This window comes from Kribbella sp. NPDC049584 (genome assembly GCF_040675555.1).
Classification (GTDB): domain Bacteria; phylum Actinomycetota; class Actinomycetes; order Propionibacteriales; family Kribbellaceae; genus Kribbella.
Genome location: NZ_JBFAPF010000002.1, coordinates 666,510 through 686,352, shown reverse-complemented (window position 1 = coordinate 686,352; position 19,843 = coordinate 666,510). Strand labels below are relative to the sequence as shown.

Below are 19,843 nucleotides of genomic sequence, written 5' to 3'. Positions count from 1 at the left end.
ATTTGTGCCACGATATTACAGAATGTGACCAAAATCGCCTTACCGGACGTGGACGGTGACGAACGGCGGTTTGACCACGTCGAACAGTTCCTGACGGCCCCGGATGTCGACCGTTACCTGGTCGCCTTCCTTTACCGTCGCGTCCAGCAGCGCCAGCGCGACGCCTTTCTTGAGGGTCGGTGAGAACGTCCCGGACGTGACTTCACCGAGCGCCGTTCCGGATTGGTCCAGAACCGTCATGTGCGGCCGCGGAATACCCCGTCCGGCTGCCCGCAGACCGCGCAGGATCCGCGTCGGTCCGCTCTCCTTCTCGGCACGCAGGGCCGCGTCGCCCCAGAAGTGCTCCTTCTTCCACCCCACGGCCCATCCGGAACGCGCCTGTACCGGCGTGATGTCGGGCGTGATGTCCTGCCCGTGCAGCGGGTAGCCCATCTCGGTCCGCAGGGTGTCGCGAGCGCCGAGGCCGGCCGGCACGATGTTGTGCGGCTTCCCGGCCTCCAGCAGCGCGTCGAACACCGCGACCGCGGCCGCGTTCGGTACGACGAGCTCGTACCCGCGCTCGCCCGTATAACCAGTGCGGCACACGACAACCGGCGTACCGCCGAAGTCGGCTGTCGCGAAAGCCATGTAGTCGTGTCCCGTGGGAAGGCCGATCGCGGCCACGACCTCGTCGCTGTTCGCGCCCTGGACGGCGAGGATCGCGTAGTCGTCGTGGACGTTCGTGACCTCGACGCCGTCGGGGGCATCAGCCTGGAGCAGCCGGACGACCTCGGCGGTGTTGGCCGCGTTCGGGATCAGGAACACGTCGTCGTCACCGTGCAGGTACGCGATCAGGTCGTCGACCACTCCCCCGCGCTCGTTGCAGCACAGTGTGTACTGCGCCTGGCCCGGCGCGATCTTGCCCAGGTCGTTGGTCAGGCATGCGTTCACGTACGCCGCGGCGCCCGGGCCCTTCACGGTCGCCTTGCCCAGGTGGCTCACGTCGAAGACGCCCACCGACGTACGGACCGCGGTGTGTTCGGCGACGACACCGGAGTACTCCAACGGCATCTCCCAGCCGCCGAACTCGGCGAACTTGGCGCCGAGCGCGACGTGGCGCTCGTGCAACGGGGACTTCTTCAGAACAGGCGACTCGGTCATGGAGGGGAAACTACCCGACGCGTAGCATGCGGAGGCAGCATGCACGTACCGTCACGACCGGCTGCCTGCCCGCCGGTCAAGGAGGACTGAGGATTTCGTGACCACCATCACCCTGAGCAAGTCAGATGCCGCCGGCGTCAAGACCGACGCCGTAGTCATCGGCGTGGTCAAACTCGGCGGCAGCGTCGCCCTGCCGGCCGGCACGGAGTCGCTGAACGCCGCGTACGGCGGGAAGCTGGTGGAGGTGCTGTCCGGACTCGGCGCCACCGGCAAGGCCGGGGAGGTGACGAAGGTGCCCGGGCCGAAGCCGGGCAAGTCCGCGACGCTGATCGCGGTCGGTCTCGGGGCTGCCCCTGACGGCGAGCTGAAGACCGAAGACCTGCGGACCGCGGCCGGCACCGGTGTGCGCGCGGTGAAGATCTCGCAGTCGGTCGCGTTCGCGTTGCCGACCCCCGACGCGGAGTGCGTGCGTGCGGTGGCCGAGGGCGCCTTGATGGGGCGCTACGCGTTCACGGCGTACAAGTCCTCGGACAGCTCTGAAGCGCCGGGCAACCTGACCCTGCTCACCGACCTGGCCCGCAACAAGGAGGCCAAGGCCGCGCTCGAGCGCGCCGAGGTGACCGCGGACGCCGTCGCGCAGGTGCGCGACTGGGTCAACACCCCGCCGTCGGACCTGCACCCGGTCGAGTTCGCCGCGGACGCGGTCAAGCTCGGCAAGGAGTACGGCGTCAAGGTCGAGGTGCTCGACGAGAAGGCGCTCGCCAAGGGCGGGTACGGCGGCATCCTCGGCGTCGGCCAGGGCTCGACCAACCCGCCGCGGCTGGTCCGGCTGAGCTACACGCCGCGCAAGCCGGTCACGCACCTCGCGTTCGTCGGCAAGGGCATCACGTTCGACTCCGGCGGCCTCTCGCTGAAGACGTCGACCGGCATGGTCAGCATGAAGTCCGACATGGCCGGCGCGGCCGCCGTCATCGGCGCGACGCTCGCCATCGCGCGGCTCGGCCTGCCGGTGCAGGTGACGACGTACGCCGCGATGGCCGAGAACATGCCGTCCGGCTCGGCGGCGCGGCCCTCCGACGTACTGACGATGTATGGCGGCAAGACCGTCGAGGTGCTGAACACCGACGCCGAGGGCCGGCTCGTGCTCGGCGACGCGCTGGTGCGGGCGTCCGAGGACCAGCCCGACCTGATCGTCGACGTGGCGACCCTGACCGGCGCCTGTGTCGTTGCCCTGGGCACCAAGGTGGCCGGCGCGTTCGCGAACACCGACAGCGCGCGGGACCGGGTGGTCGACGCCGCGCTCGCGGCCGGCGAGTCGATGTGGCCGCTGCCGATCCCGGCCGAGATGCTCGACAAGCTGAAGTCGCACTCGAAGGTCGCGGACCTGGCCAACATCACCGGCGAGGCCTGGGGCGGCGCGCTGGCGGCGGCCGCCTTCCTCGGCGACTTCGTTGCCGAGGGCATCGACTGGGTGCACCTGGACGTGGCCGGCCCCGCCTTCAACGACGGCGGCGCCTCGGGCTACATCCCCAACGGCGGCACCGGTTACGCGGTCCGCACCCTGATCGAACTGGCCGCCTCAGCGAGCTGAGTAGCGAATCTCCAGCATGGTGCAGCCGGTCTCTGTTCTATAGGGGCCGTGCGGCATGCCCGGCGGCCGGCAGGCATAGTCGCCGGGCCGGAACGTCTGCTCGAGGGTGAGATCGGTCAACTCGCCCTCGAGCAGGTAGACCTCTTCGACATATTCGTGGCGGATGATTTCCTCGCCCGACAACGTGCCGGGCGCCCAGCGGGCCAGCCTGGTCAGCGTTCCATCCGGATCGCGGCTCAGCACTCGCTCCGAGATCCCGTCGGTTGTGTCCACCCAGGCGAGCTCGCCGGTCGCGAAGAACTCGTGCTCTTCCTTCACCGACCGTTCTTCTTCATCCGGGCGTTGTACTCGCGCATGCGGGGCGGATACCCGACCACGGCCGCGTCGTACGACGGGATGCCGAGCTTGTTGGCGAAGTTGTGGGCCCACTGCACCGACGGGACCCGGCGGCGGGTCCACTCACCGTCGATCGCCACCAGGAGCAGGGTGTACTCCGTGACCGCCGTCCGCGGCTCGACGAATCCCTCGACGCCCTGGCGGGTCTGGACGAACTCCTTCAGGTGCGCCTGGTCCGGAGTCTCCGCCCGGCGCATCGTTCCGGCCTTCCGCCGGCGACCGAACCACTTCATGAGGTAAGTGTCCACTATGTGTGCAAGTCACGGCCGAAATCCTGGATAACGGTTGCGGGTGGTAGCGACGCGCCCGGTCCGGGGCGGCCCCGGAGTGGATCGGGGCCCGATCGGTGACAAGATTGCGCCGGGCCGGAACCGCGATCCGGGACCGCCTGCCTTGGACCTGACTCACGGAGGAACCTGTGACTGACAGTGGGACGACGTACGACCTGGTGATTCTCGGCGGCGGCAGCGGTGGTTATGCCGCCGGACTGCGCGCCGCGACGCTCGGTATGTCGGTGGCGCTGGTGGAGAAGGACAAGGTCGGCGGGACCTGTCTGCATCGCGGATGTATCCCAACCAAGGCGCTGCTGCACGCCGCGGAGGTCGCCGACTCGGCCCGCGAGGGTGAGCAGTTCGGGGTCCGGACGACGCTCGAGGGCGTCGACATGGGCGGCGTGAACAAGTACAAGGACGGCGTGGTCGACCGGCTGTTCAAGGGCCTGCAGGGGCAGTTGAAGGCGCGTGGCATCACGGTCGTCGAGGGCGAGGGGCGGCTCACCTCCCCCACCACGGTCCAGGTCGGCGACACGACGTACACCGGCCGTAACGTGATCCTTGCCTCTGGCTCCTACTCTCGTTCGCTGCCGGGCCTGGAGATCGACGGCAACCGGGTGATCGCGAGCGAGCACGCGCTGACACTCGACCGCGTGCCGGAGTCGGCCGTGGTCCTGGGCGGCGGTGTGATCGGGGTCGAGTTCGCTTCGGCGTGGACGTCGTTCGGCACTCGCGTGACGATCGTCGAGGCGCTCCCCCGGCTGGTCCCGGCCGAGGACCCGGACTGCTCGAAGACGCTCGAGCGGGCGTTCCGGAAGCGGAAGATCGCCTTCAAGACCGGTACGCCGTTCGAGTCCGTCGCGGTGACGGATTCCGGCGTACAGGTGACTGTCGCGGGCGGGGAGGTGATCGAGGCCGAAGTACTGCTCGTCGCCGTCGGCCGCGGACCGAACACCACGGGTCTCGGGTACGAAGAGGTCGGGGTCGCGCTCGACCGCGGCTTCGTGACCGTCGACTCGACGCTGCAGACGAGCGTGCCGGGCGTGTACGCGGTCGGCGACATCGTGCCGGGACTGCAGCTCGCACATCGCGGCTTCCAGCAGGGCATCTTCGTGGCGGAGCATCTCGCGGGTCTCGCGCCGACGCCGATCGACGAGTCCGGTATCCCGCGGGTGACGTACTCCGAGCCGGAGGTCGCGTCGGTCGGACTGACCGAGGAGCAGGCCCGGGAGCGGTACGGCGAGGTGGAGATCCTCAACTACAACCTCGGCGGCAACGGCAAGTCGCAGATCCTGAAGACGTCCGGCTTCGTGAAGCTGGTCCGCGCTCGCGACGGCGCGGTGGTCGGGCTGCACATGGTCGGCTCGCGTGTCGGTGAGCTGATCGGCGAGGCGCAGCTGATCTACAACTGGGAGGCGTACCCGGCCGACGTCGCGCCGCTGGTCCACGCCCACCCGACCCAGAACGAGGCCCTCGGCGAAGCGCACATGGCGCTCGCCGGGAAACCTTTGCACTTCCATGACTGACCCTGCTGGTTGGTCCCAGTAGGTTTGAGCTGCTGGAGCGTGACGGGCCCGTGACCCGGATCTCGCGCGTTCCGGCGGCACCGTAGGCTGACACTCGACCGATCAGACGAAGGAGCAACGACCGTCATGCCGACCTCTGTATCCCTGCCGGCCCTCGGGGAGAGCGTCACCGAAGGAACCGTCACCCGCTGGCTCAAGCAGGTCGGCGACACGGTTGCCGTCGACGAGCCCCTGCTGGAGGTCTCGACCGACAAGGTCGACACCGAGATTCCGTCGCCGGTGGCCGGCACCCTGCTCGAGATCAAGGCCGCCGAGGACGAGACCGTCGAGGTCGGCGCCGAGCTCGCCGTCATCGGCGACGCGGGCGAAGCCACCTCCGCTCCGGCCGAATCAGCCCCGGCCGAATCAGCCCCGGCCGAATCAGCCCCGGCCGAGCAGGCCGAACAGCCGGCCGCCGAGGCCGCTCCGGCACAAGCCGCTCCCGCCCAGGAGCAGCCGGCCGCTCAGCAGCAGGAAGCTCCCGCTCCGCAGGAAGCCCCGGCCCAGGAGGCCGCGGCAGCTCAGGAGGCCCCGGCAGCTCAGGAGGCCCCGGCCGCGTCGGGCGGTGGCTCCGCTTCCGGTACTCCGGTGACGCTGCCGGCACTCGGCGAGAGCGTCACCGAGGGCACGGTCACCCGCTGGCTCAAGCAGGTCGGTGACGACGTCGCCGTCGACGAGCCGCTGCTCGAGGTCTCCACCGACAAGGTCGACACCGAGATCCCGTCCCCGATCGCCGGCAAGCTCCTCGAGATCAAGGTCGCCGAGGACGAGACCGTCGAGGTCGGCGCCGAGCTGGCAATCGTCGGCTCCGGCGACGCCGCCCCGGCCCAGTCCGCCCCCGCCGAAACCCCGGCCCCGGCCGCGCAGGCTCAGGCTCCCGCCGCCCAGGCTCAGGCTCCCGCCGCGCAGGCTCCCGCCGCCCAGGCTCAGGCATCTGCCCCGGCACCGCAGGCGGCTCCGGCCGCCCAGGCTCCGGCTCCCCAGGCCGCGCCCGCACAAGCTCCGGCGCCGCAGGCCGCGCCGGCCCAGGCTCCCGCCCCGCAGGCCGCGCCCGCACAGGCTCCGGCCGCGCAGGCACCTGCCCCGGCAGCACCGGCGCCTGCGAGCGCGCCGTCGCCGAACGGTTCCTCGACCGACGGTCCGAACTACGTCACTCCCCTGGTCCGCAAGCTGGCCGCGGAGCACCAGGTCGATCTCAACGCCGTACAGGGAACCGGCGTCGGTGGCCGGATCCGCAAGCAGGACGTGATCGCCGCCGCCGAGGCCAAGAAGGCTGCCGCCGCAGCCCCGGCCCCCCAGGCAGCGGCTCCGGCCGCGGCGCCCGCACAGGCTGCGACGATCAGCCCGCTGCGTGGCACGACCGAGAAGATGAGCCGGATCCGCAAGGCGATCGCGACCCACATGGTCAACTCGCTCAAGGTCTCGGCCCAGCTGACCACCGTGGTCGAGGTCGACGTCACCGAGATCGCCAAGCTGCGCAACGCGAAGAAGGCGGAGTTCGAGGCCCGGGAGGGCACGAAGCTGTCGTTCCTGCCGTTCTTCGCCCTCGCGGCGGTCGACGCGCTGAAGCAGTACCCGAAGCTGAACGCGTCGATCGACGAGGAGAAGGGCGAGATCACCTACCACGCCGCCGAGCACCTGGGCATCGCGGTAGATGTCGAGCGCGGCCTGATGGTCCCCGTCGTCCACAACGCCGGTGACCTGAACATCGCCGGCCTGGCGAAGAAGATCGCGGACCTCGCCGACCGCACCCGCAACAACAAGGTGCTGCCGGACGAGATGGCGGGCGGCACGTTCACGATCACCAACACCGGTAGCCGGGGCGCGCTGTTCGACACCCCGATCCTGAACCAGCCGCAGGTCGGCATGCTCGGGACCGGTGCCGTGGTGAAGCGCCCGGTCGTCATCACCCACCCGGAGCTCGGCGAGACGATCGCGATCCGGCAGATGGTGTACCTCGCGCTGACCTACGACCACCGTCTGGTCGACGGCGCCGACGCGGCCCGTTACCTGACCGCGGTGAAGAAGCGCCTCGAAGAGGCCCAGTTCGACGTCTGATCCGATCAGCCAAGGCGCCGGTGCATTGTCTCCCCGGAGACGGGCACCGGCGCTTTTGTGTTCAGCGAACCTCACAAGGAGCGAAGCGGGATGAAGTACGTGCTGGCCGGGGCATCCGGCTTCCTCGGCAAGGCCCTGACCCGCGACCTGGTTGCCGACGGCCACCAGGTCCTCCGCCTGGTACGCCGTACGCCGTCGACGTCCGACGAGATCCGCTGGAACCCGGCGAGCGGTGACCTCGACCCCGCGTCCCTCGGCGACCCCGATGTCGTGGTCAATCTGGCCGGCGCGAACATCGGCCGGCCATGGACACCGACGTACCGCAACGCGATCCGCGAGAGTCGCGTCAGTACGACGTCGACGCTGGCGACGGCCGTGTCGCAGCTCGACCGGCATCCGGTCCTGATCACGCAGAGCGGGATCGGCGGCTACGGGACGGACCTCGGCGACCGGATCCTCACCGAGGACTCCGAACTCGGCGACGGCTTCCTCTCCGACGTCGTACGCCTGTGGGAAGGCGCGCTCGAACCCGCCCGTGCCGCAGGCAGCCGGGTCGCCGCACTTCGCACCGGCGTCGTACTCGATCGTCAGGCTCCGGCGTTCCAACTCCTGTCCCTTCCTTTCCGTCTCGGCCTCGGCGGCCGCCTCGGGTCCGGCACTCAGTACTTCCCCGTCGTCTCCCTCACCGACTGGATCCGAGCCGTCCGCTTCGTCGCCGAGACCGACACGATCAGCGGCCCGGTGAACGTGACCCTCCCGACGCCGGCCACCAACAAAGAATTCACCGAGGCTCTCGCGACGGCACTCAACCGACCGGCGTTCGTGCCGGTCCCGGCCTTTGTGATGAAGGCTGCGTTGGGCGAGTTCGCGTGGGAACTCCTGGGAAGCAAACGAGCGCTACCAACCCGCCTCCAGTCAGCCGGCTTTCCCTTCCACCATCCGACCGTCACCACCGCCCTTTCTGCTGCGCTCTCCTCATAACCTGCCTCCGTCCTGTTGCTTGATGCGGGTCAGGCTTGGGTTATGGCCGTGATTCGCCAGGCCTTGGTGGTTGGATTGGTCGTCAGCGTGATGAGTCTGGTCGTCGGGGTTCCGCGCGGAAGTGGGGTCTTGGTGCCGGTCTGATCGACCGCTTGGCCGGCGGCCAGGTGGTCGGTTGTCTTGAGGGTGACTGTGGTTGGAGTGCGGTGGGCGATGGTCGAGCTGTCGATCTGAACCCGCAGTCCTTCCACACGGATCTGCTGCTCGCGGTAGCTGGACAGGAGCGCATGGTCGGACCGCCAGGGTGAGCTGCCGGGCACGTAGATGCGGTCGAGGGCTCCTAGGTCGAGCGTCCAGAACGCATGAGCCCGCTGGGCGTCGAGCGCTTGAAGAGTCCTCGTCCACGCAACCGGATCGACACTCGCCGCCGCGGTCGACTCAGCCTGTTCGGTCCGCCGCACGCTCGCCGCCGCAGTCGACTCAGCCTGTCCAGTCGGTCGCACGCTCGCCGCCGTGGTCGGCTCAGCCTGTCCAGTCGGTCGCACGGTCGCCGCTGGTGTCCGGGTGGTCTGGGGATGGACGGGGTCGGCCTGGGCGGTCGCCGGTGCGTCCAGGGTCCGGATCGTCACTGTGGCGATCGCGAGCACGACGACAACACCCAGACCAGCTGCGGCGAGGGTGCCGTACGCCGGGCGTCGAACGAGGCGGCGGACGGGAGCGATGACAGTCGTGTGCGGCGGGCGTCGGACGAGGCGGCGGACAGCAGCGAAGAGATTGATGTGCAGCGGGTGTGGGCGGCGTCTGAGTGCGCGGCCGCGGCGGGATTGCCTACGACGGTTTGGGCGGCGCCGGTTTGAACCTCCTGTCGGACTTGAGGATTGTTCCGAGCGAGCGGGCGGCGTCGGGGGTGCTGTCGGCGGCTTGGGTGGAGGTGCGGCTAGTGGGCCGCGGGACAGGGCGATCGGATCGTCGTCGCCCGGCGTCTCGTCAGACGTCTTCGGACGTGGGGCGCTGAGAAGAGCCGACAGATCCGGCCCGCTAGAAGGCTTGGGCAGTGGGGTGGCGGAGCTTGGGATCTCGGGGACTGCCAAGTCGATGGGGGTTGGGGCGGCCAGGGACAGGAGGTGGCGGGGCAGGGCGGTGGGTGCGGTGTTCGTGAAGAGGTCCGCGGTGAACACGGTGGGATCTGCGCCTGCCTGATGGGCAAGGGCAGCCAGAGCGGTCAGGTCCGTGGCTGGTGGGGCGGGATGGAGAGTCGCGTCGGTCAGGACGGGGCGGCCGTCGGCGTCCAGGAGGACGTTGTGGGGAGTGATCGCGCCGTGGCTCAGGTGCGAGCGGTGGAGGAAGCTGACGGCCTCGGCCAGAGGGGCGAGGAGGGTCACCAGCTCGCCGCTCGACAGGTGGCCGCGGCGGGGCAGGAGACTGGCGAGGCTGCCGGCCGGGAGGTACTGGCTGATGACGATCAGGTGAGTCTCGGTCTCGCGGAACTCCAGCACCCGCGCGATGTGCGGGTGACGTATGCGGCTCAGCACGCTCAGGTCTTCACGGAGTCTCCTCAGGTCGGGAACGATGGTGATCGGGATCTGTTTGAGTACGGCGTTGCGGCCCGTCGTACGGTCACGCACCTGCCAGACGATGCCGGCCGGTCCGGACCCGAGCTGCCGGCGCAGGCTGTACCCGGTGAAGTCGGCGAGGTCCATGACCAAGAGGATGCACCGATCGCGACACCCGCCGTCGAAGTTATCCACAGGCAGGTGGCGGTGATGCCGGGCCTCAGCGGAGGGCGTGGCCGGGGGCGCTTACACTCGATCGGGTGAGGGTTATCAAGTATGTGGAAGCGGGCTTCGGCGCCGACGCGGTGGACTACGAGACTGCGTGGGCGGAGCAGCGGCGGCTGCATGCGGAGGTTGCCGAGGGCACCGGGTCGGACACCGTGATCCTGCTCGAGCACCCGCCGGTGTACACGGCCGGCAAGCGCACCGAGCCGCAGGAACGCCCGTTCGACGGGACGCCGGTCGTCGACGTCGACCGCGGCGGGAAGATCACCTGGCACGGACCGGGCCAGCTGGTGGGGTACCCGATCGTGAAGCTCGCCTCACATGTGTACGTCGTGGACTATGTACGGCGGCTCGAGGAGGCGCTGATCGCAGTCTGCGCGGACTTCGGGGTGAAGACCGGCCGGGTCAAGGGACGTAGCGGTGTCTGGGTCGCGGCCGACGAGCGTGGCCGGGAGCGGAAGATCGCGGCGATCGGGATCCGGGTCGCGCAGGGCGTGACGATGCATGGGTTCGCGCTGAACTGCAACAACGATCTGGCCTGGTTCGACCGGATCGTGCCGTGCGGGATCTCGGACGCGGACGTGACGACGCTGTCGCAGGAGCTCGGCCGCGAGGTGGCTGTGACCGACGTGCTGGATTCGGTCCGCCGGCACCTCGACGAACTCCTCGCCTGGGACGAGTACGAGCGCAGCCCGGACATCGAGCACGCAGACGAGGGTCCGACGGCGATCACGTACGGCCTGACCGTCTGAGAAGCCTCAGCTGGAGGGCAGGCCAACCTCAGCGCGCCATACGGTGTGCAAGTCGAGGAGGCGCGCGACAACGTCCGGCTGCCCGGCGTACTGGTTGGCTTGCTCGGCAAGGTCGGTGGACAGATCAGTCAGGAACCAGCCGTTGCCCATGGGTGCGTGTTCGTAGGACTTCAGTTGCTGGGTGTTGGTGTCGTCGGCAACCCAACTGAGTTTCCAGGAGCCCGACCGGACGGCCCACTGGAAGCCGCAGTCCCAGTGGAGGGTGTCGTGGGCTGTGGATGGCGTGCCGGCCAGGGCCGGAAGGATGTCCAGGCCGTCCGTTCGGGTGACGGTCGCACCGGCTGCGCCGGCCAGCGTGGGAACGAGGTCCATGCTGCTGACCAGTGCGTCCGTACTGCTGCCCGCGGGCAGCTGACCCGGCCAGCGCCAGATCATCGGGATGCGGATGCCGCCGTCCCAGAGCGTGTACTTCGTGCCGCGGAGTGGAGCGTTGTCGCCGAAGTTGCAGGTCGAGCCGCCGTTGTCGGTGAGGTAGACGACGATGGTGTTCTCGTCGGCCGCGTCGAGCAGGCGTCCGATCTCTGCATCCATCAACTCCAGTTGGGCGAGGTAGTACTCGCGGCCATGCGGCAGGTTCGGCACGATCACGTCGTCGTACCACTCCATGAAGGAGCCGTCGGTGTCCGGCGACCAGTCGCGGAACGGCGGCAGGCCGCGCGCCTCCAGTTCGGAGTCCGGCAGTTGCCAGCAGAAGTTGTGTACCGCGTTGAACGCGACCATGCAGAAGTACGGGCGCTCGTCCGCAGTACTCATGAAATCGGCTGCTCGTCGTCCGAACTCGGCTGTCAGGAAGCCCTCGTGTTCGACCGGGGTGTCTCCCGACAGCAACGGTTGCACAGCCATGTGGTGCGCCGCCGGCTGTCCGTACGACGTCATTGCGTCTTGCGAGTGGTGCAGGTAGTTCAGGCGCCCGGAGGACTGCCCTGCCAAGCCATAGAGCGTTTCCTCGAAGCCATGGTGTGGTGGACAGCCCCTGTCCCCCACGTCCTCCTTGCCGTAGTGCACCTTGCCGAAGTACCCGGTGCGGTAGCCCTGGTTCTGCAGGATCTCCGCCAGGCTCGGTACGTCGTCCGGCGGGAAGGAGGCCGAGTCGAACCATTGGCCGCCCCACCGCTGCTGATACAGCCCGGAGATGATCGCGGCACGGGACGGGCTGCAGATCGGCGCTGTCACGTAAGCGTCGGTGCAGGTCACGCCTTCGGCGGCGAGCCGGTCGAGGGACGGAGTGTGTACGTCGGGGTGCAGCCCGAGGCTGCCGCGGTCGGCGTACCCGTGGTCGTCGGAAACGATCAGCAGAACGTTCGGAGCAGACTTCGGGGCAGACAAAGGGCTCAACCTCTCGTGGAGACAGCGGTGCGGGCGGCCTGGTCGGACTTCGCTCGTTCGTCGGTCGCGTCCGGATCCAGTAGCAGTCGTAGCTCGGCGTCCAGGCGCTGCACCAGAGCTGTGTCGGCGGCGAGGTCGTTCTGCTCGAGTGGATCGTCGTCGAGGTTGAAGACCTGCGGCGCGTTGGCGGGCCCGTAGTAGCCGTACTTCCAGGGGCCGGACTTCAGCATGAAGCCACCATCGAGCATGCCTTGGGCGTGGTACTCCGAGAGCACAGGGCGATCCATTGGGTCGAGCAACGAACGCCCCGGTAGAGCAGGATCGGACGCTAGCCCGGCAATATCCCTGAGAGTGGGCAGTACGTCGATCAGGCTGACGTGGGCCTCGGTGCGGCCAGGTGCGACAGCCGGGTGGCGCAGCAGGAGAGGGATGCGTACTGCGGGCTCGTAGAAGCACTGCTTCTGCCAGATCCCGTGCTGGCCGGCCATTTCGCCGTGATCACTGGTGTAGATCACCACCATGTCGTCGGGGACCGCGTCGAGCAGTCGGCCGAGCTGATGGTCGAGGTGGCTGATCAGGGCCCAGTAGCAGACCGTTGCCTCCCGGATCTGCTCCTCCGTCAGTGGTTCGTCGTTGCGAAAGCCATGGCGCAGCAACGAGATCACCGGGTGCTGCTCGTCCGCGACAGAGGGCAGTTCGACATCGGCGGGGTCGTACAGCGCGCGGAACTCCGGTGGGGCGACCAACGGGAAATGCGGGTGCATGTAGCCGACGTACAGCAGGAACGGGTCCTCGCCGGGAGCACGCAGGAAGTCCACTGCTGCGTCGGTTGCGGCTACATCGTGCTGCGTGTGGACGTGGTCGCCCGCGCCTTGTTCGGTGACGTGTGAGTTGGACGGGCGCCGCCAGTCCGGCGTACGGCGGGGTGGACGGCCACTGTGGTCCAGCCAGAAGTCCAGGTCGTCTGTGAGGCGCTTGTCGAAGCCCAGCAGGCGGTCTGGGCCGTTGAAGTGCGTGCGGCCGGCGATGACCGAGGTGTAACCGGCCTCGCGCAGATGGTGACCCCAGCTGCGGAACGTCGGGCCGGGGATCACGCCGTTGTCCCAGGCCCCGATCTGGTGCACGTACCGCCCAGACATCAGCGAGAGCCGGGAGGGGACGCACATCGGGCTGTTCGTGTACGCGCGGTCGAACGAAACGCCCTGTGCGGCCAGGCGGTCCAGATGCGGCGTTCGTACGTGCGGATGACCGGCCCAGCCGGCCGCGGCGGCGGTGTGCTCGTCGGACAGGACTACGAGGATGTTCGGAGGACGGTCCACGAGGACAGCCTAGGCAAACGATTGCCGGTGCGCTTGGGACAGATGTGTCTGGTGTGCCGTACCGAAGTGTCTGCACGGCGTGACGGCCGATCGTCGCTACCTTGGGGTTGTGGCCAAATTTCTTGGGTTCTTGCTCGGCGTAGCCGTTGCTCTGGCCGGACCGGCCGTTTTCGGAGTGCTCTCGGCGCCGGGTGGTATCGAGCTGAACGCGAAGGAGCTGGCGCTTGCCTTCGGCATCGGCGCGCTGGTCTTCTGGGCCGTGGCGTCGTACTTCTCCGGCGCCGGCGCGCTCGGGGCGTTCGTGGCCTTCGGCACGCTGGTCTACTGCTGGCTGTGGATCCCGAACCGGACCACGAACTTCCTGAACGACGTTCCCGGCGTCACCACGGGGATGATCGACGGGTCGAAGCAGTACACGCTGAACGGCGTCGTACCGATCCTCGGGGTGATCTCGCTGGTGTACGCGATCCAGCTGATCGTCCGCAGCGTGCAGCGGCGGCGCCGCGAGCGCGCCGAGGCGGAGCGGCTGCAACGCGAGCAGGAGGCGGCGCAGGCCCAGCAGGAGGCGGACGTCGCGGCGGTGTACCCGGTTGCCGGGGGCACCTATGCGGAGCCGGCCGCGTACGAGAGCCACACGCGGTACGACGACCTGTTCGACGAGCCCGAGCCGGTCCGTCCGCGGAGCCAGGCGGACGAGCAGACGCGGCAGTTCCCGGCCGGTGCCGAGTTCGAGCAGACGCGGCAGTTCCCGGAGGCAGATGCTCAGGGCAACTACGTGGGCGACGAGACGGTCGCCGCGCCCGTGCCAGAGGACGAATCAGCCACCGCTGAGGCACCGCCGGCCCAGGAGCCGGTTGAAGAGCACGAGAAGCCCGTCGCGGAGGCTCCGGCGGCCGAACCCGAGCCGGCCGAGGAGACGCAGGCCATGCCGGTCGCGCAGTCTGAGCCGAACGCCCCGGAGGCCAAGGCCGAGGAGGCCCCGCCCGCCACGCAGCCGAAGCCCGTCGAGCAGACGCAGGCCATGCCGGTCGACGAGACGCAGCCGGTGCCGGCGGCTCAGCCCGAGCCCGCCGAGGCGAGCGCGCCGGCGGCCAAGGATGCCCAGGTGGCTGAGGACGCCGAGGCGGCTGAGGCCAAGCCCGTCGAGCAGCCCAAGCCACAGGCTGCGGGCGAGCAGCCCAACCCGCAGGCCCCGGTCGAGCAGCCCAAGACGGTTGAGCAGCCCAAGGCGGTTGAGCAGCCGAAGGCAGCCGAGACCGTGGCTCCGAAGGAGCAGGTGGGGTCGCAGTACCGGGAGCGGATGGAAAACCCCGAGGACACCGGGGAGTTTCACCTGGCGTTCGAGAACCCGGTCGTCAAGCCCGCTTGACGCTCAGGCGACGTGCATGCGTTGCTCGTGCGCGCCCCGGCGGGCATGCTCGGTGATCGCCTCGTCGTAGGCGGCGCTGGCCATGCCGAGGACGTCGGCGGCCATCTGGGCCCGAGGCGACTCCGTGCTCCACGCGAGCACCAGCTTCCGGTGGATCGGATCGCCCACCAGCGTGCGCGTCGTGACGTCCGACGACAACATCCGGTACGACGTCGGCGAGATCAGCGCGACGCCCTGCCCGCTCGTCACGAAGCCCATCAGGACCGACGTGTCCACCGAGTGGTGCTCGACCTTCGGCTGGAAGCCGGCCGCCTCGCACGCTGCGCGGAACAGCACATGGAACCCGCTGTCGTCCGGTGGTTCCCCGATCCATTCCTCGTCGGCCAGCGACGCCAGGTCGACCTCGCCGCGGGTGCGGGTCGATTCCGCCACCGGGTGATCGGCCGAGAGAGCGACGTACGCCGACTCCGACTCGACGACCGTGGTGGACTCGACGCCCGTCGGCAGTCGCAGCTCGAACCCGGGGAACTCACGGAGCAGCGCGAAGTCCAGCCGTCCGCTCTCCAGCTGCTGCAGCAACACACTCGTGGACCACTCGACCTCAATGCTGACCTGCTCGATCTCGCCGTGCGAGCGCAGCCGGGATGCGATCCCGGACATCGGCGCGGTCGGGAATCCACCGAGCCGTACTGCGGACGACTCGACCGCGGTCATCGCGGACACCGTCGCGGAGAGGTGGTCGACGTCGACCAGGATCGCTCGCGCGCGATCCACGGCGTACCGGCCGAGCGGCGTCGGCGTGACCCCCGTGCGGGAGCGCGAGAACAGCTCGCCGCCGAAAGCCGCCTCGATCCGCTTCAGCTGCGCCGTCAGGCTCGGCTGGCTGACCTTGAGCCAGCGGGCGGCCCGTCCGACGGACCCCGCTTCTGCCACCAGGACCACCACCCGCAGGTGGCGCAGCTCGACGTTCATGCGTTGAGACCGTAGTCCAGGTGTGGGCACAGCACACAGGCACCTTACATTGCGGTTCTGTCACAGCCGGGTCGATTGCTGTAACGCCGGACCCGGCTGTGACGATGAGCTACCTCGATTCGAGGGCGAGGGCCTCGCGGTACCCGAGCCGGCGGCCCGTCTGCAGCAAGGTCCGCTCGTACAGCCGCGCGCCCAGCCGGACGATCAGCACGGTCGCGCCGAGCAGCAGCGCGATCGCGACCAACGGCTGCCAGATCGGCACGTCCTCGGTCAGCATCCGGCCCGGCATCGACATCGACGACGCGATCGGGACGAACGACGCCACCGTCTTGGCCGACGACCCCGCGAACACCGAGAAGAAGAACGGGATCATCAGGATCATCTGCCCCGGCAGCGTGGTCGACCCGAGGTCCTCCTGCCGCGTGGCCAGCGAACCCGCGACCGCCCACAGTCCGGCCAGCGCCACGAAGCCGAGCACGAAGAAGACGACGAACCACCCGGCGACGGGCGCGACCACCTCGAGGATGTCGGCCTGGTCAGTGGCCAGCAGCCCGATCAGCGAAGCGGCCGCGATCACGACGATCTGCGACAGCGCGAGGACGGTGTTGCCGAGCACCTTGCCCCACAGCAGCGACCGGATCGGTACCGCGGCGGCCAGGATCTCGACGACCCGGCTCTCCTTCTCCTGGACGACGCTCTGCGCGATCATCATGCCGAAGCCGAGCGCGGTCATGTAGAACACCAGCGCGAGCCCGATGTTGACGAACTGCGAGACGAGGTCCGGCAGCGGACCGGGCTTCAGCAGCTGCACGTCGACCTTCGTCCCCGAGTGCAGCTGTTCCGGGGTCAGCCCCGCCTTCGCGGCGTTCGCCTCCATGCCGACGGCCGCGGCCGCCTCGCGCAGCGCGCTCTCGATCCCCGCATCGACGCGATCCTTGCCGAGGACGACGTACCCGTCCGGGCCCGGCAGGAGCGCCGCCTTCACGTCGCCATCGGTGACCTGCTGCTCGGCAGCCGGTTTGTCTGCGACCCGCACCACCTCGTAGCCGTCGCCGCCCTGAGTGCTCGACGCCTGTTGGACCACCTTCGCGCCCGCGTCGTCGATGACCGCGATCTTGTCCGCGCCACCCCGGCCCGCGAGGATCGCCGGCAGGATCACCGCGACCATCACGATGAACAGCATCACCAGGGTCGAGCCGATGAAGGTCTTGTCCCGGAGTTTCGTGCTGATCTCGCGCTCGGCGATCAGCGCCCACGGCCTGTCCAGCACGTTCATCGGGTCGCCTCCCGGAATACGTCGCTGAGCGCCACCCGCTCCGGCCCGAACTCGCGGACCGGCCCACGGCTGAGCGCCTCCTGAAGGATCTTCTGCTCGACCGCCCCGTCCAGTACGTCGAACAGCGCCGTACCGCCCGCCACATCGCGTACTTCGATGCCTCGCACGTCACGCAGCCAGCCCGCGTCGCCGTCGACCACGAGGCGGTACGTCGAAGTCGATCCGGCGGACAGGTCCGCTACCGAACCGGCGGCGACCACCTTGCCGCGGGACAGGACGACGAGGTCGTCGCACAGCCGCTCGACCAAGTCGAGCTGATGACTCGAGAACAGCACCGGCACCTCGGAGGTGACCTCCTCGCGGAGCAGGTCCACCATCGCGTCGACCGCGAGCGGGTCGAGACCGCTGAACGGCTCGTCGAGCACCAGCGCGATCGGCTCGTGCACCAGCGCGGCCGCGATCTGCACCCGCTGCTGGTTACCCAGCGACAGCGTCTCCAGCGCGTCGGTCGCCCGTTCGGAGAGCCCGAGCCGTTCGAGCAGCTTGTCGGTCCGTTCCGATGCTCGGTCCGGTGAGAGGCCGTGCAGCCGGCCGAAGAAGACCAGCTGGTCGCGGATCTTCATCTTCGGGTACAGCCCACGCTCCTCGGGCATGTACCCGACGTCGCGCCGTACCTCCTGGGTCAGCAGCTCGCCGTTCCAGAGCACCTCGCCGGCGTTCGCGGCCAGGACGCCGAGGATGATCCGCATCGTCGTCGTCTTACCGGCACCGTTGGCCCCGACGAATCCGGTCATCCGTCCAGGTACGACGTCGAAGGTCACGTCGTCCAGCGCCAGATGATCACCGAACCGCCGGGTGAGCCCAGCCACCCTCAGCATGTGTCACCGTTCCCTACAGGTCAGCCCCCGCCGGGCGTGCACCCGACACTGCCAAACCTAGTGAGGACCTGCCTCCCGGTACGTCGCCCGCGAGGGTGATCGCGCAGGTCACCCCCTAGACGGAGGTGTCGTCCCCCGGGGTGACCAGACCGCACTCGTAGGCGAAGACGACGGCCTGGACGCGGTCGCGCAGGCCGAGCTTGAGCAGGACCCGGGAGACGTGGGTCTTGACCGTGGCCTCGCCGACGAACAGCTGGGTCGCGATCTCGGTGTTGGTCAGGCCGCGCGCGATCAGGCCGAGGACCTCGCGCTCGCGCTCGGTGAGGTCGGCGAGGAGGTCCGGCCGGTACACGCGCTCGCCGCCGCCGGTGAATCGCTTGATGACCCGGCGGGTCACCTCGGGCGCGAGCAGTGCGTGCCCCGAGTGGACGATCTGGATCGCCTCGACCAGATCCTCGGGCGCGGTGTTCTTCAGCAGGAAGCCGCTGGCGCCGGCCCCGAGCGATTCGAAGAGGTAGTCGTCGCGGTCGAAGGTCGTGAGGATGACCACCTTCCCGGCGTCCTCCGAGACGATCCGCTGGGTCGCGCTGATCCCGTCCATACCGGGCATCTGGACGTCCATCAGTACGACGTCGGGCCGCAGCGCCAGCGCGAGCTCGATCGCCTTCTCGCCGTCGGACGCCTCACCGACCACCTCGATGTCCGGCTCGACCGACAGGATCATCCGGAACCCGGCCCGGACCAGATCCTGGTCGTCCACCAGCAGGACCCGCATCGGGTCGTCAGTCATCGAGCCCTCCAGCCAGCGGTTGGTCCAGCATCGGGTGGTCCAGCGGGATCCGGACCCGGACCCGGAATCCTCCCACGGGCCGGGGGCCGATCTCGCTCTCGCCGCCGAGCAGGCCGACCCGTTCCCGGATCCCGACATGGCCGAGCCGGCTGCCGACCGGAGCGTGCTTCGGGCGGCCGTCGTCGAGTACTTCGAGCTCGACCGTGTCACCGAGATAACGCAGCGTGAGATGCGCACTGCGAGCCGTCGAGTGCTTCCGGACGTTCGCGAGCGCCTCCTGGGCGATCCGATATACCGACACCGACACGGTCTTCGGCAGCTCGGCCGGCGCACCGATCTGGTGGAAACCGACCTCGAGGCCTTGCCCGTTCACCTCCGAGATCAGCGCGGGCAGTCGGTCGGCCCCGGCCTGCGGCGCCTTCGGATCCGGTGTGGTGACATCGACATCGGGATCCGCCGCGCGGAGCATGCCGAGCAGTTGGCGCATCTCGTTCACGGCGCTCCGGCTGGACTCCTCGATCACGTTCAGCGCGTTCTTCGCGGCGTCCGGGTCGGTGTCCATCACTCGCCGCGCTCCCCCGGCCTGGACGCCGATGCTGCTGATGTGGTGCGCGACGACGTCGTGCAACTCCCGCGAGATCCGCAGCCGCTCGTCGATCACCGCACGCCGGGAGTTCGCCTCCTGCTGCGCGGCCAGCTCGGTCGCCTGCTGCTCCAGCTCGGCCCGCTGCCGGGCGGTCCCCCACGCGGTCCGGCCCCAGAAGTACGCGCCGAAGAAGTAGAGGACGTTCAAGGCGACAGCCAGCACCACATTCGAGACGTACGGCGAGAACAGCGCGTGGTTCGGCCCTTCGATCGAGTTGTTCTGCAGCGCCTTGACGAAGTTCAGCGTCAGCCAGCCGAACATCGCCAGGAAGACGACCGCGACCGCCGCCTTCATCAGCCGCCGGTCCCGGGACCAGGCCACCGCCGCGTAGATCGCCATGAACATCGTCGCCTGGGTGACGAGGTTGCCGCCGAACGCGAACAACGCCCGCTCGCCGTTCAGCACGAACAGCACCGCGACCACCAGCACCACCGGGATCGGCCAACGGCGCCGGAAGCACATCGGCAGCGCGATCGCGGCGCTCAGCACGTACGGCTCGACGCCGCCGATGCCGAGGTCGACGTGCGTCGGCGAGCCGCCGCGGGCGAGCTCGGTGCCGAGCAGGGACGCCAGCGCCATCCCGAGGCCGAGCAGTACGTCGTACCGCTGCTCCCTGGGTGTCGGCGCAGGCCGAGTCCACGACATAGCTCATCAGCGTACGGGTGAAACGGTCG

At 69.0% G+C, this 19,843-nt stretch carries 17 protein-coding genes; 6 read left to right on the top strand and 11 right to left on the bottom strand.

Going from position 1 to position 19,843, the window contains the following annotated elements; genetic code table 11:
• Positions 1-39: 39 nt before the first annotated feature.
• Entirely contained in the window at positions 40-1,140 is a 1,101-nt protein-coding gene (gene gcvT, locus AB0J62_RS10025) for a glycine cleavage system aminomethyltransferase GcvT (RefSeq protein WP_363866758.1), read from the bottom strand.
• 97 nt (positions 1,141-1,237) lie between these two features.
• Here gcvT and AB0J62_RS10020 point away from each other — a divergent pair, with 97 nt between their 5' ends.
• Entirely contained in the window at positions 1,238-2,731 is a 1,494-nt protein-coding gene (locus AB0J62_RS10020) for a leucyl aminopeptidase (protein WP_363866755.1), read from the top strand.
• On the opposite strand, the gene AB0J62_RS10015 is transcribed toward AB0J62_RS10020, so the two are convergent.
• Positions 2,720-3,049, bottom strand: coding sequence for a cupin domain-containing protein (locus AB0J62_RS10015; protein WP_363866752.1), 330 nt, complete (start codon positions 3,047-3,049; stop codon positions 2,720-2,722). The genes AB0J62_RS10020 and AB0J62_RS10015 overlap by 12 nt on opposite strands.
• The gene (locus AB0J62_RS10010) at positions 3,046-3,360 is read right to left on the bottom strand and encodes a hypothetical protein (protein ID WP_363866749.1); all 315 of its coding nucleotides are present in this window, start codon (positions 3,358-3,360) and stop codon (positions 3,046-3,048) included. The genes AB0J62_RS10015 and AB0J62_RS10010 overlap by 4 nt, the downstream gene beginning before the upstream one ends.
• Before the next feature lie 185 nt (positions 3,361-3,545).
• On the opposite strand from AB0J62_RS10010, the gene lpdA reads away from it, so the two are divergent.
• The 3 genes from lpdA to AB0J62_RS09995 all read left to right on the top strand — a co-directional run bounded on the left by lpdA (position 3,546) and on the right by AB0J62_RS09995 (position 8,003).
• Complete coding sequence (gene lpdA / locus AB0J62_RS10005; protein WP_363866746.1) at positions 3,546-4,925, top strand: dihydrolipoyl dehydrogenase; 1,380 nt, start codon at positions 3,546-3,548, stop codon at positions 4,923-4,925.
• A gap of 126 nt (positions 4,926-5,051) precedes the next feature.
• Complete coding sequence (gene sucB / locus AB0J62_RS10000; RefSeq protein WP_363866743.1) at positions 5,052-7,022, top strand: 2-oxoglutarate dehydrogenase, E2 component, dihydrolipoamide succinyltransferase; 1,971 nt, start codon at positions 5,052-5,054, stop codon at positions 7,020-7,022.
• Positions 7,023-7,112: 90 nt separating this feature from the next.
• A complete protein-coding gene (locus AB0J62_RS09995) occupies positions 7,113-8,003 on the top strand; it encodes a TIGR01777 family oxidoreductase (protein ID WP_363866740.1) in 891 nt (296 codons plus the stop codon).
• A 29-nt stretch (positions 8,004-8,032) separates the two neighbouring features.
• On the opposite strand, the gene AB0J62_RS09990 is transcribed toward AB0J62_RS09995, so the two are convergent.
• Entirely contained in the window at positions 8,033-9,703 is a 1,671-nt protein-coding gene (locus AB0J62_RS09990; RefSeq protein WP_363866737.1) for a protein kinase, read from the bottom strand.
• Between the two features lie 113 nt (positions 9,704-9,816).
• Here AB0J62_RS09990 and lipB point away from each other — a divergent pair, with 113 nt between their 5' ends.
• Complete coding sequence (gene lipB, locus AB0J62_RS09985; RefSeq protein ID WP_363866734.1) at positions 9,817-10,533, top strand: lipoyl(octanoyl) transferase LipB; 717 nt, start codon at positions 9,817-9,819, stop codon at positions 10,531-10,533.
• Positions 10,534-10,539: 6 nt separating this feature from the next.
• Here lipB and AB0J62_RS09980 read toward each other — a convergent pair whose 3' ends face one another.
• Together AB0J62_RS09980 and AB0J62_RS09975 are read right to left on the bottom strand one after the other, a co-directional pair.
• Positions 10,540-11,919 (bottom strand): sulfatase-like hydrolase/transferase, encoded by a 1,380-nt coding sequence (locus tag AB0J62_RS09980; RefSeq protein WP_363866731.1) that lies wholly within the window; start codon positions 11,917-11,919, stop codon positions 10,540-10,542.
• A gap of 5 nt (positions 11,920-11,924) precedes the next feature.
• Positions 11,925-13,238 carry a sulfatase-like hydrolase/transferase gene (locus AB0J62_RS09975; protein WP_363866727.1) on the bottom strand — a complete coding sequence of 438 codons (1,314 nt, stop codon included), beginning with the start codon at positions 13,236-13,238 and terminating at the stop codon, positions 11,925-11,927.
• A gap of 109 nt (positions 13,239-13,347) precedes the next feature.
• Between AB0J62_RS09975 and AB0J62_RS09970 the strand changes: the two genes are divergently transcribed.
• A complete protein-coding gene (locus AB0J62_RS09970; RefSeq protein ID WP_363866724.1) occupies positions 13,348-14,607 on the top strand; it encodes a hypothetical protein in 1,260 nt (419 codons plus the stop codon).
• Positions 14,608-14,610: 3 nt separating this feature from the next.
• On the opposite strand, the gene AB0J62_RS09965 is transcribed toward AB0J62_RS09970, so the two are convergent.
• The 5 genes from AB0J62_RS09965 to AB0J62_RS09945 form a co-directional block, all read right to left on the bottom strand.
• A complete protein-coding gene (locus tag AB0J62_RS09965; protein WP_363866721.1) occupies positions 14,611-15,579 on the bottom strand; it encodes a LysR family transcriptional regulator in 969 nt (322 codons plus the stop codon).
• 109 nt (positions 15,580-15,688) lie between these two features.
• Positions 15,689-16,855, bottom strand: coding sequence for an ABC transporter permease (locus AB0J62_RS09960; protein ID WP_363866718.1), 1,167 nt, complete (start codon positions 16,853-16,855; stop codon positions 15,689-15,691).
• A complete protein-coding gene (locus tag AB0J62_RS09955) occupies positions 16,852-17,733 on the bottom strand; it encodes an ATP-binding cassette domain-containing protein (RefSeq protein WP_363866715.1) in 882 nt (293 codons plus the stop codon). Before AB0J62_RS09955 ends, AB0J62_RS09960 begins: the two co-directional genes overlap by 4 nt.
• A 115-nt stretch (positions 17,734-17,848) precedes the next feature.
• Positions 17,849-18,523 carry a response regulator transcription factor gene (locus AB0J62_RS09950; protein ID WP_363866712.1) on the bottom strand — a complete coding sequence of 225 codons (675 nt, stop codon included), beginning with the start codon at positions 18,521-18,523 and terminating at the stop codon, positions 17,849-17,851.
• Complete coding sequence (locus AB0J62_RS09945; protein WP_363866709.1) at positions 18,516-19,814, bottom strand: sensor histidine kinase; 1,299 nt, start codon at positions 19,812-19,814, stop codon at positions 18,516-18,518. Before AB0J62_RS09945 ends, AB0J62_RS09950 begins: the two co-directional genes overlap by 8 nt.
• Positions 19,815-19,843 lie beyond the last annotated feature (29 nt).